This window comes from Kitasatospora sp. NPDC001603 (assembly GCF_040298365.1).
GTDB lineage: Bacteria > Actinomycetota > Actinomycetes > Streptomycetales > Streptomycetaceae > Kitasatospora.
This window is the reverse complement of record NZ_JBEPAA010000004.1, coordinates 1-16264: the sequence shown is the minus strand read 5'-3', so window position 1 is coordinate 16264 and position 16264 is coordinate 1. Positions and strand designations below refer to the sequence as shown.

Genomic DNA, 16264 nt, shown 5'->3' with positions numbered 1-16264 from the left:
GGGACGAGCGGGACAAGCCTGCGGAGCCGGATCAGGGCGACTCGCGCGAGGAGCGGGCGCGGCGCTGGGCGCGCAGCCCGGGCGGGAGCGCGTAGCGGGCGAGCAGCGCGAAGAACAGCTGGGCGCCGACCGCGAGCAGCACCACGAGCAGCGCGCCGCCCACCGTCACGGCGTAGTTCCGGGTGGCCAGCCCGTCCATCACGTACCGGCCGAGCCCGCCGAGGCCGACGTAGGCGGCGACCGTGGCCGTCGCGACCACCTGGACGGTCGCGGTCCGGAAGCCGGCCAGCAGGGTGGGCAGCGCGGACGGCAGGCAGACCTGCCGCAGCACCTGCGGGTGGGTCAGCCCGACGCCGCGCGCCGCGTCCCGGACGTCCGGATCGGTCCCGCGCACCCCCTCCACGGCGGCGACCAGCAGCGGCGGCGCGGCGAGCGCGACCAGTGGGACCAGCACGGCCGTGTCGCCGACCCCGGCGAGCAGCACCGCGAGCGTCACCAGGCCGAGCGTCGGCAGCGCACGGGCGGCGCCGGCCAGCGAGGTGACGGCGGTGGCGCCGCGGCCGGTGTAGCCGATCAGCAGGCCGAGCGGCACGGCCAGCAGGGCCGCGAGGAGCAGGGCCTCGCCGGAGAGCACCAGGTGCTCGGTCACGCGGTGCACGATCGAGTCCGGGCCGCTGCGGCGGTCCGGGGAGGAGAAGAAGTCCCCCAGCCAGGAGAGCCAGTTCATCGGCCGGCCCCCTTCTCCCGGACGGCCCAGGGCGCGAGCACCCGCCGGGCGCCGACCAGGAGTAGGTCCACCGCCAGCGCCAGCGCGGCGATCAGCACGATGCCGGCCACGATCGGGGTCGGGAAGGTGCGCTGGAAGCCGTCGATGAAGAGGTAGCCCAGCCCGCCGCGTCCGACCAGGGCGCCGACGCTCGCCAGCGAGATGCTGGAGACCGCGGCGACCCGCAGGCCGGCGACCAGGTACGGCACGGAGGCGGGCAGTTCGACGGCCGTCAGCCGGTGCCACGGCCCGTAGCCCATCGCGGTGGCCGCCTGGCGGACCGAGTCGGGGACGGCGTGCAGGCCGTCCACGGTGGTGGGCAGCAGGACGGCGACCGCGTAGAAGGTCAGCGGGATCATCACGGTGGCCTGGGTGGCCAGCCCGGTGTAGGGGATGAGCACCACGAAGACCGCCAGCGAGGGCAGCGCGTAGACGACGTTGAAGACGGCGGCCAGCGGCTGGTAGAGCCGGGGGTGGCGGGCGCAGGCCAGGCCGAGCGGGACGGCCAGCAACAGGCCGATCAGGACCGGGAGCAGCGCGATCACCGCGTGGTCGGCGAGCAGGTCGCCCAGGTAGCCGAGGTGGTCGCCGATCCAGTACCACCGGACGATCGGTTCATCGTCCACCGGTGGCTCCGTCGGTCGCGTCCTCGTCCACTTCGTCCGCCCCGGGCGTGTCGTAGGCCTTGGCCATCGCTATCTCCTCGGCCCTGGGAGCGGGCGCGGCCGCCAGGGCGGTCAGGACGGCCTCCCGGCTCGCCGTGCCGGTGGCCCGGCCCTCGGCGTCCAGGGCGACCGCGACCCCGGCGGGGGAGAGGACGGCGGCGTCCAGCGCGGAGCGCAGGGTGTCCGCCTGCGGGTGGTACCCGGCGACCGGGTGCAGCGCGGCGGCCGGGGCGTCCCGGTCGATCCAGCCGATCGGGCGGCGCTCGTCGTCCAGCGTCAACTCCCACCGGCCGTAGCGCAGTCCGTCGGCCACCGGGCGGACGGTGACGGCGGTGGCCGGGCGCAGGCCGAGCCCGCGCAGCCCGCGGTCGCGGCCGAGGAAGGCGGCGACCTCGGCGTCGGCGGGCGCGGTGAGCAGCGTGTGCGGGTCGGCGAGCTGGGCGATCCGGCCCTGCTCGCGCAGCACCACGACCTGGTCGCCGAGCCGGATGGCCTCCTCGATGTCGTGCGTGACGAAGAGGACCGTCTTGTGCAGTTCGGACTGCAGCCGCAGCAGCTCGTCCTGGAGCCCGGCCCGCACCACCGGGTCGACGGCGCTGAACGGCTCGTCCATCAGCAGCACCGGCGGATCGGCGGCCAGCGCCCGGGCCACGCCGACCCGCTGCTGCTGGCCGCCGGAGAGCTGGAACGGGTACCGCTTGCCGGTCTCGGGCGCGAGCCCGACCAGCTCCAGCAGCTCGGCGGCCCGGGCCCGGGCCCGCTTCTTGTCCCAGCCGAGCAGGTAGGGGACGGTGGCGATGTTGTCGATCACCTTGCGGTGCGGGAAGAGGCCGGCCTGCTGGATCACGTAGCCGATGCCGCGGCGCAGCTTGGCCGGCTCCAGCTCGGCGACGTCCGTGCCGTCCAGGAGCACCCGGCCCGAGGTCGGCTCCACCATCCGGTTGACCATGCGCAGCAGGGTCGTCTTGCCGCAGCCGGACGGGCCGACCAGCACCGTCGTCCGGCCGGTGGGCACATCGAGGTCCAGGCCCCCGACGGCGATGGTGCCGTCGGGATGGCGCTTGCCGGCGCCGTCGAATCTGATCACGGGGAGTTTCCTCTGTCTCGGCGCCGCCCGGTGGTGGCGCCGATGGTGTCGGTCTGTCGGTCGTGGCGGTTTGTCGACAAGTGACGGCCCGTGAAGCGGCCGCCCTTCGTCGGATCAACTGCCCGGGCGTTCTTCCGCCCGCGTGGCTGCCCTGCATCGGACCGGCGGAAACTCCGATCAGACTATGACCTGAATCATCTCCTGTCCGTGATTTACCCTCCGCGTGGGGCGGCCGCCCCCGGGAGACCGGGCCGGGCCCGGGTCCGTCGGGCCGGCCGCCGAGGGGCCGCGTCGGCGCTGCCACCGGGCCGGACGCGCCCCGGACCCGGTCGGTGGGAGCGTCCTGCGGGCGCCCCGTTCAGCCGCTCTGCTCAGCCGTCCTGCCGTCCTGCCGTTCAGCCGCCCTGACGCGTCGGCAGTCCGGCAGCCGCCCAGCCGACGAAACCGCCGTCCAGGTCCGTCGCCCGGTGCAGCCCCAGCTCGCGCAGCGAGGCGGCGGCCAGGCTGGAGGCGTAGCCCTCCGAGCAGACCACGACCACCTCGACGTCGTAGCCCTCGGCCTCCGGGATCCGGTGACTGCCCGTCGGATCGAGCCGCCACTCCAGCACGTTGCGCTCGATGATCAGCGAGCCGGGGATCTCGCCCTCGGCCGCCCGCTGCGCCGCCGGCCGGATGTCCACCAGCAGCGCGCCGTCCAGCTGGGCCTGGTACGCCTCCCGGGCGCGGGGCCGGTGGACCCCTTCGCGGGCGCGCTCCACCAGGTCGTCGATCGTGGTCACCATTGCTCCGGTCCTTCCTGCGAGGTGCGGACCAGTCCGCCGGCCCGCAGTTCGTAGTGCGCCATCGAGTCCAACGGCGGTGAGTAGGCGTGCAGCGTGACCGCGGGGCCGGCGCCCGTGTTGCGGACGTCGTGCACGTATTCCGGGCCGAAGGCCCGGGCGGTCCCGGCCGTGATCCGGCGGATCAGCAGGCCCTGCTCCGGCCCGCCGAGCGAGAGCTCCTCCAGCTCGCCGAGGGCGACGGCGAACGCGCCGCGCGAGCCGCCGTGGTCGTGGAAGCCGGTGGACTGGCCGGGCAGCCAGCTGATCAGCCAGACCTCGTGGTCCTCGTCGGCCACCAGGCGCCGGTACCAGCGTTCCTCGGTGGAGAGCCGGACGTGGTGGATCCACTGGTCGGGCTGCTCGGCGAGGTCGCGGACGATCGCGCGCAGGGACTTCGGGGTGAGCGGGGTACCGGTCCGCGCGGGCGCGGTGGCGGCGGAGTCGGCGGCGGTCGGGGCGTCGGGGGCGGCTTCGGTGCGGGCCGGGCCGGCCGGGGTGCCGGGGGCGAGGTCCAGGCTCATGTGGGCGTCCTCGGGGAAGGCGGAGCGAGCGGAGGTACGGCCGTACCCGGCGGGGGATGCAGGCCTGCCGGGTGCGGGTGCGCCGGGAAACGGGGCGCGTCAGGAAGACGGGTACGGCTGCGCGGCGCGGGCCCTGGCGGACGTCACAGGGCGGGACCGGCGAGGAGGGTCAAGGTCAACAGGCACAGATGGAGCTCGCCTGGCGTCGCAGATCGACGTGCAGGCGGCAAACCAGAGTGGTGCCGGAGTCCATGCGCCGGATCTTTCCCGACCCGCGGGGCGTGAGTCAAGCGGGCCCGGTCACTCGTGCGTGGCGCGCCGGGGTGCGGGAGGCGCCGCGGCCGGGCGCGCTGCCGTGCTGGTCGGAGCCACCGGGGCGGTCGGCGCGGGGGCCGGCGCCGGGGTCGGTGCGGGGTCGGCCAGCGTCGCGCCGAGCACCGGGGCGGCCTGCTCGCCCAGATGGCGGCCGAGCGTCTGGTAGGCGTCGAACTGCCGGTGGTCGAACCACTGGTCGCTGGTGCTGTCGTTGGGGAACGCCGCGTTGGCCGCCGCGTAGGCGTGCAGCTCGTACGGCATGCCGACGGTGAGGACGGCCTGGACGACGATCAGCGTGCCGTGGTGCCGCCACTCGTCGCCGTGGGGGCCGTGGGAGCCGTGGTCGCCGTGGTCGCCGTGGTGGTCGTGGTGCCGGTCGCCGACGGCCGGGCCGACGCGGGTGTCGTCGCCGGGGGCGTCGAACGGGTCCGGGTAGCGGATGTCCCCGGTGATCACGGCCCGGGCGGAGAGTCGGCCCGCCAGGCGTGCCGCCAGACCGCGCAGCGACGTGTCGTCGCTGCCGGGGATCAGCAGCTCCGGCCGGTGCAGGGTGATGACGATGCCGAGCTCCTCGCGGGCGAGGGTGATCGCCGCCGCCAGACTCGCCGCGACCGGGGCGTCCCCGCTGGCGTCGACGCAGACCGCCGTCCGCACGCGGTGCCGGAGCAGCTCGACCAGGCCGAGGTTCTCGTAGTGCCCGCCGTCGGTGGTGAGCAGGAAGCGGTCGTCCATCGGGAAGCGGCCGCTCAGCTCGCGCAGCTGGTAGGGGAGCCGGCGGACGGCGGGCTGGGAGGGGAGCCGCCAGTCCCGCCCCGGTGCCCAGAGCGGCCCGAGCGCGGCCGGGTTGGGCAGCCAGGTGCCCAACCGGGCGTTGGTGACGGCGAACAGGCCCTGGTAGGCGCGGGACTGACGGCCCATCGCGGAGGAGAACGCGGCGCCCGAGACGGCCATCGCGGACTGCACGGTGAGGTCCCTGGCGATGTGCCGCCGGGTGCGCCGCTCCAGCAGGTCGGTGCGGGCGTAGCCGACGTCCGGCCCGCCCACGTAGTCGTGCGAGAAGGTGAAGGAGACGGCCCGGCGCCCGGGCGGCGTGCGGGAGCTGCCGGACAGGTTGGCCGCCGCCGCGAAGATCATCTGAGGGACGTCGGGGTGCCGGGCGCCGTAGTGGCTGAGCCAGGTCTGCTCCCGGTAGAAGTGGTACGGCCGGGCCAGTGCCTCACCGTCCTCGGTGGCGCGCCGGACGGCGAAGGCGGAAGCCAGCCGGCGCCGGTAGAACGGGTGCAGGCTCATCCACGTCTGGTCGAGGTTGAGCCCCACCGTGCCGAGCACGAGCGGCAGCAGCACCTGCGCGGTGGCGGGCCAGGCGTGGCCGGTGGCGACCGCCCAGCCGAGCGCGAGCAGCGCGCCCGACGACAGCGTGGCGAGCGCCGCCCACACCAGCAGGTACTGGACCAGCCCGTCTGTCACCCCGCCGCCGAGCCGCCGGGTGCTGTGCAGCAGCCCGCCGAGCGCCGCCGCGCCCTGCTCGACGACCCGGCGCCCGCGCCACAGTATGCCGAGCAGCAGGGTGAGGTAGCTGAGGAGGACGGTCAGGCTGAGCCCGGCGCCGGTCTGCCGGGCGCCGACCGCCAGCTCCTGCTGCAGCCAGACCGCGCCCCAGGCCAGTCCGGGCACCACCAGCACCCCGGCGGCCACCAGCGCGGCCAGGGCGAGGGCGCCGTGCGAGAGCCGCCGCAGGGTGCGCGGCAGCGGGGTGTCCCAGCCGAGCTGCGAGAAGGCGAGCAGCCAGAGCAGCCAGCAGAGCGCGGCCGCCGCGAGCAGCCCGAGCAGCGCGAGGACGGCCGGCTCGCGGACGGCGAGCGCGCCGAGCCGGCCGGCCCCGCCGGTGCGCAGGCCGACGGCGGCCAGCGCGTCCAGGTCGGTCAGCGGGACGAGGTGGTAGAAGCGGCTGAGCCCCAGGCCGAGCACCAGGACGGCGGCGAGCAGCAGGGCCAGCGCCGCGACCAGGCCGCGGAGCAGCGTGCCGAGGGCGACCAGCCACTGGCCGGCCCCGTCCGCGAGGTACTTGGCGTGCCGGCGGAGGTGGTCCTCCTCCGGCGAGCCGGGCTCCAGGACGTCGTCCGCCGTCAGGCCGGAGACGGCGTGCTCCGGGCCGCCGGGCGCGGAGTCGCTGAGGGCGAGCTGCAGCGCGCCCGTGGTGTAGCCGCCGCCGGAGACGGAGACCAGGTAGCGGGCCTGCTTCAGCCAGGGCCGCAGCGCCTGGAGGACGCCGAGGGTGACGCAGGCGGAGCGGATGCCGCCGCCGGAGACGCAGAAGCCGAGCCGGGCGGGTTCCCGGCCGGGCGGCACCCGGGTGCCGTTGCGCCAGCGGGCGTGGCGGTCGAGCGGCCCGTGCGGGCGCGGCCCGGGCGGCCAGCGCCCGCCGTGCCGGGTGGCCACCGGCCACGGCGGGATCAGCTCGGGGCCGGCGTCGGCCGGTCCGGCGCCCCCGGCTCGGGCCGGCGCGGGCGGCCGCCGCAGGATGCCGCGCGCCGCGCGGTGGACGGTGATCGCGAGCACGGCCAGGGCCATCGCGCCGGCCGGCAGCAGGAGCAGCCACTTGACGGTGGCGAGCGCGGTGGCGGCGGCGAAGGGCGCGTCGGAGCCGGCGTGCGGGCCGGGGCCGGTGCCGAGCCCGTCCAGCCCGATGCCGAGCAGCGCGTTCTCCGCGATGTCCAGGGCGCCCGCGAGCAGGCCGGCGGCCCCGGCGGCGAGCGCGGTGAGCCGCCAGTGCGGACGGGTGAGCACGTACCGGCCGAGCAGCCCGGCCGCCGCGAGGGTCAGGGTCCAGCCGCCGAGCAGCCAGGGCTCGGCCCGCAGCGCCGCGAGGTGGTCGGCGGCCCGCCCGGCGACCACGGCTCCGGCGGAGGCGGCGGAACCGGCCAGTTGCAGCCGCACGCTCCGCACCGCGGGCGCCCACCGGGCGAAGAGCAGGCTCCCCAGCACGAGGGGCAGCGGCACCGCCAGGGCGAGCAGCAGCCCGGCCCACGGCGGTACCGGACCCGGCGGAGGGTCGGGGGGCGCGCCACCCGGCCCGGGCGCGGCGGATGCGGCCTTCACCTCGACCTCCCCCCGTGGGCCCGGCCCGGACGACCGCCGGGAACTCACCGTCCGGAGCGCCCCGGTGACGGACCGGAGCAGCGTCCACCGGCGTCTTACCCCGGCGCGCGGTACTTCGCACCCGGAATCACCCGAATGGGTAAGGAGTGCGGCAGTGGGGTAGTTGAGCGTTTCATCCCGTCCAGAAGCACCCGCGTGTCCGCGTAACAGGATCGCCCCGGCCGCGTTACGTCCGACGTATTGTCAGGCCACCGAGGCCGGGCCTACGGTCTACAGACCACGTTCTACGCACGTAGATGTGTGCGTCGCCGCATGCCGACGCGTGCCGGAACCCGAGGCAGATCCGCCCCGTCAACCCTCAGACCGCAGGCCCGACCCCCCGGCCGGGCCACGGAGTTGCGGAGGTACCCATGTCGCAGATCGTCCGTGCCGCCCTCGTGCAGACCCGGTGGACCGGTGATCAGGAGACGATGATCGCCCTCCACGAGCGCCACGCCCGCGAGGCCGCCGCCCAGGGTGCGAAGATCATCGGTTTCCAGGAGGTCTTCAACGCCCCGTACTTCTGTCAGGTCCAGGACCCGGAGCACTACCGCTGGGCCGAGGCCGTCCCGGACGGGCCCACCGTCCGCCGGATGCGGGACCTCGCCCGCGAACTCGGCCTGGTCGTCGTCGTCCCCGTCTACGAGGAGGAGCAGCCCGGCGTCTACTACAACACCGCCGCCGTGATCGACGCCGACGGCAGCTACCTCGGCAAGTACCGCAAGCACCACATCCCCCAGGTCAAGGGCTTCTGGGAGAAGTACTACTTCAAGCCCGGCAACCTCGGCTGGCCCGTCTTCGACACCGCCGTCGGCAAGGTCGGCGTCTACATCTGCTACGACCGCCACTTCCCCGAGGGCTGGCGCGCCCTCGGCCTGGCCGGGGCCCAGATCGTCTACAACCCCTCCGCCACCAGCCGCGGCCTCTCCGGCTACCTCTGGCAGCTCGAACAGCCCGCCGCCGCCGTCGCCAACGAGTACTTCGTCGCCGCGATCAACCGGGTCGGCACCGAGGAGTACGGCGACAACGACTTCTACGGCACCTCCTACTTCGTGGACCCGCGCGGCCAGTTCGTCGGCGACGTCGCCTCCGACAAGGAGGAGGAACTCGTGGTCCGCGACCTCGACCTCGGCCTCATCGAGGAGGTCCGGCAGCAGTGGGCGTTCTACCGGGACCGCCGGCCCGAGGCCTACGGCCCGCTCACCGAGGCGTGAGGGAGGCACCCACCGTGACCTGCACCGTCATCCGCGGCGGCCTCGTCATCACCGCCGCCGACGAGATCCACGCCGACGTCCTGATCGAGGGCGAGCGCATCGCCGCCCTCGCCGCCACCGACAGCGACGCCGCCCGGGCCTGGACCGCCGACACCGTCATCGACGCCACCGGCCACTACGTCGTCCCCGGCGGCGTCGACGCCCACACCCACATGGAGCTGCCCTTCGGCGGCACCGCCGCCTCCGACACCTTCGAGACCGGCACCCGCGCCGCCGCCTGGGGCGGCACCACCACCATCGTCGACTTCGCCGTCCAGCCGGTCGGCGGCTCGCTGCGCGAAGGCCTCGACACCTGGCACGCCAAGGCCGACGGCAACTGCGCCGTCGACTACGCGTTCCACACCATCGTCTCGGACGTCAACGACGCGGTCCTCAAGGAGATGGACGCCCTCGTCGACTCCGGCGAGTCCACCTCCTTCAAGCTCTTCATGGCCTACCCCGGCGTCTTCTACAGCGACGACGGCCGCATCCTGCGCGCCATGCAGCGCGGTGCCGCCAACGGCGGGCTGATCATGATGCACGCCGAGAACGGCATCGCCATCGACGTCCTCGTCGAGCAGGCGCTGGCGGCCGGCCGCACCGACCCCCGGTACCACGGCGAGGTCCGCCGCGAACTCCTGGAGGCCGAGGCCACCCACCGCGCCATCAAGCTCGCCCAGGTCGCCGGCAGCCCGCTCTACGTCGTCCACGTCTCCGCCGCCGCCGCCCTCGCCGAGCTCGCCCGGGCCCGTGACGAGGGCCTGAACGTCTTCGGCGAGACCTGCCCGCAGTACCTCTTCCTCTCCACCGACAACCTCGCCGAGACCGGGGCCGACGGCTTCGAGGGCGCCAAGTACGTCTGCAGCACGCCGCTGCGCCCCCGCGAGCACCAGGAGGCGCTCTGGCGCGGGCTGCGCACCAACGACCTCCAGGTGGTCTCCACCGACCACTGCCCGTTCTGCTTCGCCGGCCAGAAGGAGCTCGGCCGCGGTGACTTCTCCAAGATCCCGAACGGGCTGCCCGGCGTGGAGAACCGGATGGACCTCCTCCACCAGGCCGTCGTCGACGGCCACCTGACCCGCCGCCGCTGGATCGAGGTGGCCTGCACGACCCCCGCCCGGATGTTCGGCCTGCACCCGCGCAAGGGCACCATCGCCCCCGGCGCCGACGCCGACGTGGTCGTCTACGACCCCACCGCCGTGCAGACCGTCTCCGCCGCCACCCACCACATGAACGTCGACTACTCGGCCTACGAGGGGCGCCGGCTCACCGGCCGGGCCCGCACGGTGCTCTCCCGCGGCACCGTGATCCTCGACGACGGCACCTGGCTGGGCCGCGCCGGACACGGCGCCTTCCTGCGCCGCGACACCTGCCAGTACCTCACCTGACCGTCTCCCCGCACCGCCGTTGCCCGGGGCCGTGCGTCGGCCCCGGGCGGCCCCACCCTTCCCTGGAGCTCCCCGATGGACATCGGCCTCGTCCTGCAGACCGACCCGCCCGCCCGCCTGCTCGTCGACCGCATGGTCCGCGCCGAACGGGCCGGGTTCAGCCACGGCTGGACCTTCGACTCCTGCGTCCTGTGGCAGGAACCCTTCGTGATCTACAGCCGGATCCTCGCCGAGACCACGACGCTGACCGTCGGCCCGATGGTCACCAACCCCTCCACCCGCACCTGGGAGGTGACCGCCTCCCTGTTCGCCACCCTCAACGACATGTACGGCAACCGCACCGTCTGCGGCATCGGCCGCGGCGACTCCGCGATGCGGGTGGCCGGCCGCCGCCCCGCCACCCTCGCCCGGCTCTCCGAGGCCATGCACGCCATCAAGGAGCTGGCCGAGGGCCGCACCGTCGAGGTGGACGGCACCGAGATGCACCTGCCGTGGGTCCGCGAAGGCGCCCTGCCGGTCTGGATGGGCGCCTACGGGCCCAAGGCGCTCGCCCTCACCGGACGCCAGGCCGACGGCTTCATCCTCCAACTCGCCGACCCCTACCTCACCGAGTACATGATCAAGGCCGTCCGCGCCGCCGCCGCCGAGGCGGGCCGCGACCCCGACACCGTCACCATCTGCGTCGCCGCCCCCGCCTACGTCACCGCCGACGACTCCCCGGCCGCGCTCGCCCACGCCCGCGAGCAGTGCCGCTGGTTCGGCGGCATGGTCGGCAACCACGTCGCCGACCTGGTCACCCACTACGGCGAGCACTCCAGCCTCGTCCCCGAGGCCCTCACCGCCTACATCAAGGACCGCCAGGGCTACGACTACAGCCACCACGGCCGGGCAGGGAACCCCGACACCGCGTTCGTGCCCGACGAGATCGTCGACCGCTTCTGCCTGATCGGCCCGCCCGCCGCCCACCGGGACCGCCTCGAACACCTCCGCTCCCTGGGCGTCGACCAGTTCGCCGTCTACGCCATGCACGACGCGGTCGAGGCCACCATCGACGCCTACGGCAACGACGTCATCCCCCGGCTCCGGCAGGAGGCGCCCCGGTGAAGGGTGACCCGCCGCCGGCCGACCGCGCCGCGGCCACCGGCCAGTACGAGCACGGGGACGGCCGGGTCGAATCCGACCCCGCCGCCCCCGTGCTGCCCGCCAACGGCTTCACCAACGACGACCTGCGGCCCGTCCCGGTCGCCCGCCGCACCTGGACCACCTACAACTTCCTCGCGCTCTGGGTCGGCATGGCCCACAACATCCCGTCCTGGACGCTCGCCTCCGGCCTGGTCGCGCTCGGCATGGACTGGAAGCAGGCCGTCCTCACCATCGCCCTGGCCAACCTCGTCGTGCTCATACCGATGCTGCTCACCGGCCACGCGGGGACCAAGTACGGCATCCCGTTCCCGGTCTTCGCCCGCGCCTCCTTCGGCCTGCGCGGCGCCAACCTGCCGGCGCTGCTGCGGGCCGCCGTCGCCTGCGCCTGGTTCGGCATCCAGACCTGGATCGGCGGCGAGGGCATCTTCCTGCTCGCCGGCAAGCTCCTCGGCGAATCCTGGCGCACCGCGGCCGAGTTGGGCGGCCACCCGTGGACGCAGTGGCTCTCCTTCCTGCTGTTCTGGCTGATCGAGATGGCCGTGATCGCCCGCGGCATGGAGACCCTGCGCCGGTTCGAGAACTGGGCGGCCCCGTTCGTCATCGTCGGGGCGCTGGCCCTGCTGGCCTGGATCACCGTCAAGGCGGGCGGCTTCGGGCCGCTGCTCGACCAGCCGTCCCGGCTCGGCTGGGGCGGCGACTTCTGGAAGGTCTTCTTCCCGGCGCTGATGGGCATGATCGGGTTCTGGTCGACCCTCGCGCTCAACATCCCCGACTTCACCCGCTTCGGCGGCAGCCAGCGCGCCCAGATCCGCGGCCAGGCGCTCGGGCTGCCCACCACGATGACCCTCTTCGCGCTGCTCTCGGTGCTGGTCACCTCCGGCTCCCAGGCCGTCTACGGCGAACCGGTCTGGGACCCGATCGCGCTCGCCGCGAAGTTGGAGAGCCCGGTGGGCATCCTGTTCGCCCTGCTGACCGTGCTGGTCGCCACGCTCTCCGTCAACATCGCGGCCAACGTCGTCTCGCCCGCGTACGACCTCGCCAACCTGCTGCCCCGGCTGATCACCTTCCGGACCGGGGCGCTGATCACGGGTGTGATCGGGATCGCGCTCTTCCCCTGGAAGCTGATCTCCGACCCGCACGTCTACATCTTCACCTGGCTCGGCCTGGTCGGCGGCCTGCTCGGCACGGTGGCCGGCGTGCTGATCGCCGACTACTGGGCGCTGCGGCGCACCCGGCTGCTGCCGGCCGAGCTCTACCGGCCGCACGGCGCCTACTGGTACACCGCCGGCTGGAACTGGCGGGCCGTCGCCGCCCTGGCCACCGGCGGCGTGCTGGCCGTCGGGGGCTCCTACGGCGGCCCGTTCCCGGCCGACGGCCTGCTGCCCGTCCTCAAACCGCTGGCCGACTACGGGTGGGCCGTCGGCTTCGCCACCTCGTTCGCCCTCTACCTCGTGCTGAGCCGGGGGACGGGCCGGCGCCGGCGGTAGGGGCGGGCCGCCGGGGCCGTGCCGGGGCCGTTCGGGGGCCGTTCCGGGGGCGGGTGGGGGCGCGCGGGGGCCGGTGGGGCCGTTCGGGGTCAGGAGGCGAGGCGGTCGACGGCGGCCAGGACCCCGGCGGTGCCGTCCTCGGCGGCCAGCGCGGCGGCGACGGCCCGGGCGCGCTCCCGGTAGTGCGGCGTGTCCAGCGTGCGGCGGACGGCGGCGGCCAGGCGGGCGGACGTGAGCGCGGGGAGCGGGACCGGCCCGGGGGAGGTGCCCAGGCGGGTGAGGCGCGCGGACCAGAACGGCGCGTCGAGCTGGGCGGGCACGGGGACGGCGGGCGTGCCGGCCCGCAGGGTGGCGGCGGTGGTGCCGGCCCCGGCGTGGTGGACGACGGCGGCCATCCGCGGGAACAGCCAAGCGTGCGGGGTGTCGTCGATGGTGAGGACGTCGTCGGAGTCGGCCGCGCCGAGGCCGCTCCAGCCGGCCTGGAGGACGGCCCGCACCCCGGCGGCACGCAGTCCGGCGAGGACGGTGGCGCTCAGCGCCGCCGGATCGGGGACGACCAGGCTGCCGAAGCCGACGAAGACCGGCGGTGGCCCGGCGGCGAGGAAGTCGACGAGGCGGTCCGGCGGTCGCCACCCGGGCTCGGGGTGCGGCCACCAGTACCCGGCGACCTCCAGGCCGGGGCGCCAGTCGGCGGGGCGCGGCACGACGGTGGGGGAGAAGCCGTGCAGCACGGGGTGGGCGCGCCGGGTCCGGGCGATGCCGCGCGGCGGCAGGCCGAGCCGGTGGCGCAACCCGCGTACGGCGGGGGCGAAGAGGCGGTCGGCGGCGGCCTCCACGGCGTGGCCGGCGAGCAGGTTCCCGGTCCGGCCCAACGACCGGGTGCCGGTCACGGAGGGCGCGAACTCCCGGGTGGGGGCGATCGGTTGGAGGTAGAGGCCGATGCTGGGGATGCCGGCGGCCTCGGCGGCGACCTGGCCGAGCGGGGTGGTGGCGCTGGTGGTGAGCAGCAGGTCGGTGCCCTGGGCGGTGGCCGCCACGATGGCGTCGCCGAGGGCGGGCATGAAAGAGCGGCCGAGGCGCAGGAGTTGGAGGAGGGACAGCGGTCCGGAGCCGGACCGCAGGACCCGCTGGCCGCGGTCGGAGGCGAGTTCGGCTCGCGGATCGACCGGGAGCGGGCGGAACTCCAGGCCCGCGGCGCGCACCTGGCCGGCGAAGGTGGTGTGGGTGGCGACGGCCACCTGGTGGCCGGCCGCGCGGAGCCGGGCGCCCAGACCGGTGAAGGGCGCCACATCGCCCCGGGACCCGGCGGTGGCGATCAGGATGCGCATGGCCGCAGTATCGCGGCGCGGCCGGTCGCGCCGCCGGGTGCCACGCCCGGCGCACTGCAACCGAGGGGGCGCACGGCGGCGTCCTCGCCGGTGAGACGGCCCGCTGGGAGTGCCGTGACGGAGGGCGGGAGGACGCATGAGCATCATCGCGTGGATCGTGCTGGGTCTGGTAGCCGGGGCGCTGGCGAAGCTGCTGCTGCCGGGCAGGGACCCGGGCGGTCTGGTGGTGACCACCTTGATCGGCATCGCCGGGTCGTTCGTCGGCGGCTGGATCTCCTCGCGCGTCCTGGACAAGCCGGTCGCGGCGCACTTCTTCGACCTGGCCACCTGGGGCTCGGCGATCGGCGGCGCGCTGGTCCTCCTGATCCTCTACCGGATCTTCTTCGGCAACTCCCGCAGCTGAGCGCCGTAGGTGACCGCCCGCGGTGGCCCCTGCCGGTGACCGGCAGGCCGGGTCGGGCGTCGGAACCGCCCGACCCGGCCGACCCGGCCGGCTACGGCTCGGCCACCCACCCGGGCAGGTCCTCGCGGGCGTCCAGCCAGGCGGCGGGCACCCCGGCGAGGCCGGGCCGGGCGGCGACCACGCCGCCCGCGATCGCGCACGTGGTGTCCATGTCGCCCCAGCCCTCCAGGGTGTGCCAGAGCGCGTCCGGCAGGGAGTCGAGGTGCGTGGCGGCGGACCAGAGGGCGAACGGCACGGTGTCCGGGGCGGAGATCAGGAGCCCGGACCCGAGGACCTGAGCGGCGTGCCGGACGCTGGTGTGCCCCGGCAGCCGGGCGGCGATCCGCAGTCCGGAGCGGACGTCGCTGTCGGGCAGCCGGGCGGCGACCTCGGTGAGCAACTCGGCCCGACCGGGCGGGCGCTGCCCCCGGGTGCGGGCGGCGAGCGCCGCCGCCAGCGCGACCGCGACGGCCCCCGCCACCGCCTCCGGGTGGAAGTGCGTGGTGAGCGCCTGCAGTTCGGCCTGCCGGGCCACGGTGTCCAGGTCTTCGGCGAACCAGGCGCTCAGCGGGGCGGCCCGCATGGCGGCGCCGTTCCCGTAGGAGCCCTGCCCGCCGAACTGCTCCGCGGTGACGCTCCGCCAGTCGGCGCCCGCACCCACCGCCCGCAGCACGCCGTGCATCGACGGCCCGTACTTGCGCCCGTACTCGGTGGCGTACTCCTCGGCGAACCCGGCCGCCAGCTCGTCCTGGTGGACCGTGCCGCGGCGACGGAGATGACGGACCAGGACGAGCGCCATCGCGGTGTCGTCCGTCCAGTGCCAGGGCGCCGGGCGGGGCAGCCGGGCGGCGAGTGCGGCGGGAGCCTCGTCGAGCGGGGCGGAGAACCAGCGGTCGCCGAAGGCGTCGCCGAGGGCGAGTCCTTGCAGGCTGTCCAGCGCCGGTCCGGTGGCACGCAGGCCGTCCTCCCGAGGGGAATCGATCATGCGTGGGAGTCTGCCGGGTGCCGCCACGGTGGGGCGAACGCCTTTCGGCGGTGGGGCCGGGCGCGAGCCGGGCCAGGTGTGCGGGCCCGGGTGTGCGGGCCGGGATGTGCGGGCCGGGATGTGCGGCCCCGGGTGTGCGGGGCCGGGCGGGTGTGGTCGGTCAGCGGGTGAGGAGGCCGCCGAGGAGGAGCTTCCAGAGGGCGGCGAAGCGCTCCGGTGCCTGGGGGTCGGACCACTCGGCGGCGTACGCGGGGTCGTGGAAGTGTGCGGTCGCCTCGAACAGGGCCCGGGCGGTCGGGCCGACCGGAGCCGGCCCGAACTCCCCGCTGTTCACCCCGGCCTGGACGATCCGGCCGATCTGTTCGACCAGGGTGTCGATGTGGGCCTCGACGGTGCTGCTGGTCTCCGCGACCAGCACCAGGTAGGTCGCGAACAGCTGGGGGTCGTCGAGCGCCTTCTTCCGCTTGGCGGCGAACAGCGTCTCCAGCCAGCGGTGCAGGCGTTCCACCGCCGGGCCGGACTCGGCGGTGATAGACGCCAGGCTGTCGTGCGCCTGGTCGAGCCAGCGCTGGGTGACGGCCTCGCGCAGCGCCGCCTTGCTGGGGAAGTGGCGGTAGACGCTGCCGTGGCTGACGCCGAGGGTGCGGGCGACGTCCACCACGGTGGCCTTGGCAGGGCCGAACCGCCGGAGGACCTCCTCCGTCGCGCCCAGGATCTGCTCGGGAGTGAGTGCGCTGTCCGTGGTCACGGGGAGGTACGTCCTAACGGGGTGGTGCGTCCGTCGCCGGGGCGGCGGACGGTGCTGCGGCTGACGGGCGGGCCGGGGGGGGGGCCCGCCCCCCCCCCCCCCCCCCCGGCCCCGGGCGGGCGGGGGCCGGGGCCGGTGCATGTGTGGGGCCGCATCGACCAGGAAGCCCAGGACCGC

15 protein-coding genes are annotated in these 16264 nt (G+C 75.1%); 5 read left to right on the top strand and 10 right to left on the bottom strand.

The features are described 5' to 3' along the window. Positions 1 to 31: 31 nt before the first annotated feature. The 7 genes from ABT263_RS04130 to ABT263_RS04100 all read right to left on the bottom strand — a co-directional run bounded on the left by ABT263_RS04130 (position 32) and on the right by ABT263_RS04100 (position 7274). Complete coding sequence (locus tag ABT263_RS04130) at positions 32 to 727, bottom strand: ABC transporter permease (RefSeq protein WP_352287275.1); 696 nt, start codon at positions 725 to 727, stop codon at positions 32 to 34. Next, entirely contained in the window at positions 724 to 1392 is a 669-nt protein-coding gene (locus ABT263_RS04125; RefSeq protein WP_352287272.1) for an ABC transporter permease, read from the bottom strand. Before ABT263_RS04125 ends, ABT263_RS04130 begins: the two co-directional genes overlap by 4 nt. Then, on the bottom strand, positions 1382 to 2518 hold the full coding sequence (locus ABT263_RS04120) for an ABC transporter ATP-binding protein (RefSeq protein ID WP_352287269.1): 1137 nt from the start codon (positions 2516 to 2518) through the stop codon (positions 1382 to 1384). The genes ABT263_RS04125 and ABT263_RS04120 overlap by 11 nt, the downstream gene beginning before the upstream one ends. Positions 2519 to 2913: 395 nt before the next feature. Further along, positions 2914 to 3300 carry a rhodanese-like domain-containing protein gene (locus tag ABT263_RS04115; RefSeq protein WP_329490478.1) on the bottom strand — a complete coding sequence of 129 codons (387 nt, stop codon included), beginning with the start codon at positions 3298 to 3300 and terminating at the stop codon, positions 2914 to 2916. After that, complete coding sequence (locus ABT263_RS04110) at positions 3294 to 3860, bottom strand: cysteine dioxygenase (protein WP_352287266.1); 567 nt, start codon at positions 3858 to 3860, stop codon at positions 3294 to 3296. Before ABT263_RS04110 ends, ABT263_RS04115 begins: the two co-directional genes overlap by 7 nt. A gap of 175 nt (positions 3861 to 4035) precedes the next feature. Beyond that, positions 4036 to 4113 carry a putative leader peptide gene (locus ABT263_RS04105; protein WP_101948289.1) on the bottom strand — a complete coding sequence of 26 codons (78 nt, stop codon included), beginning with the start codon at positions 4111 to 4113 and terminating at the stop codon, positions 4036 to 4038. Between the two features lie 47 nt (positions 4114 to 4160). Continuing rightward, positions 4161 to 7274, bottom strand: coding sequence for a patatin-like phospholipase domain-containing protein (locus ABT263_RS04100; RefSeq protein WP_352287264.1), 3114 nt, complete (start codon positions 7272 to 7274; stop codon positions 4161 to 4163). A 410-nt stretch (positions 7275 to 7684) separates the two neighbouring features. Between ABT263_RS04100 and ABT263_RS04095 the strand changes: the two genes are divergently transcribed. The 4 genes from ABT263_RS04095 (at position 7685) to ABT263_RS04080 (ending at position 12584) form a co-directional block, all read left to right on the top strand. After that, positions 7685 to 8527, top strand: coding sequence for a nitrilase-related carbon-nitrogen hydrolase (locus ABT263_RS04095; RefSeq protein WP_329490481.1), 843 nt, complete (start codon positions 7685 to 7687; stop codon positions 8525 to 8527). A 14-nt stretch (positions 8528 to 8541) separates the two neighbouring features. Next, on the top strand, positions 8542 to 9954 hold the full coding sequence (gene hydA / locus ABT263_RS04090) for a dihydropyrimidinase (RefSeq protein ID WP_352287261.1): 1413 nt from the start codon (positions 8542 to 8544) through the stop codon (positions 9952 to 9954). A 75-nt stretch (positions 9955 to 10029) separates the two neighbouring features. Then, positions 10030 to 11058 (top strand): TIGR03842 family LLM class F420-dependent oxidoreductase, encoded by a 1029-nt coding sequence (locus ABT263_RS04085; RefSeq protein ID WP_352287259.1) that lies wholly within the window; start codon positions 10030 to 10032, stop codon positions 11056 to 11058. Next, complete coding sequence (locus ABT263_RS04080) at positions 11055 to 12584, top strand: NCS1 family nucleobase:cation symporter-1 (RefSeq protein ID WP_352287257.1); 1530 nt, start codon at positions 11055 to 11057, stop codon at positions 12582 to 12584. Before ABT263_RS04085 ends, ABT263_RS04080 begins: the two co-directional genes overlap by 4 nt. Before the next feature lie 89 nt (positions 12585 to 12673). On the opposite strand, the gene ABT263_RS04075 is transcribed toward ABT263_RS04080, so the two are convergent. Further along, complete coding sequence (locus ABT263_RS04075; RefSeq protein WP_352287255.1) at positions 12674 to 13912, bottom strand: glycosyltransferase; 1239 nt, start codon at positions 13910 to 13912, stop codon at positions 12674 to 12676. A 136-nt stretch (positions 13913 to 14048) separates the two neighbouring features. Here ABT263_RS04075 and ABT263_RS04070 point away from each other — a divergent pair, with 136 nt between their 5' ends. Further along, on the top strand, positions 14049 to 14315 hold the full coding sequence (locus tag ABT263_RS04070) for a GlsB/YeaQ/YmgE family stress response membrane protein (RefSeq protein WP_352287253.1): 267 nt from the start codon (positions 14049 to 14051) through the stop codon (positions 14313 to 14315). A gap of 91 nt (positions 14316 to 14406) precedes the next feature. Here the strand turns inward: ABT263_RS04070 and ABT263_RS04065 are convergent, their stop codons facing one another. Both ABT263_RS04065 and ABT263_RS04060 read right to left on the bottom strand, forming a co-directional pair. After that, positions 14407 to 15339 carry an ADP-ribosylglycohydrolase family protein gene (locus tag ABT263_RS04065; protein WP_352287251.1) on the bottom strand — a complete coding sequence of 311 codons (933 nt, stop codon included), beginning with the start codon at positions 15337 to 15339 and terminating at the stop codon, positions 14407 to 14409. A 160-nt stretch (positions 15340 to 15499) separates the two neighbouring features. Then, positions 15500 to 16087 (bottom strand): TetR/AcrR family transcriptional regulator, encoded by a 588-nt coding sequence (locus ABT263_RS04060; protein WP_329490489.1) that lies wholly within the window; start codon positions 16085 to 16087, stop codon positions 15500 to 15502. Positions 16088 to 16264: the final 177 nt, after the last annotated feature.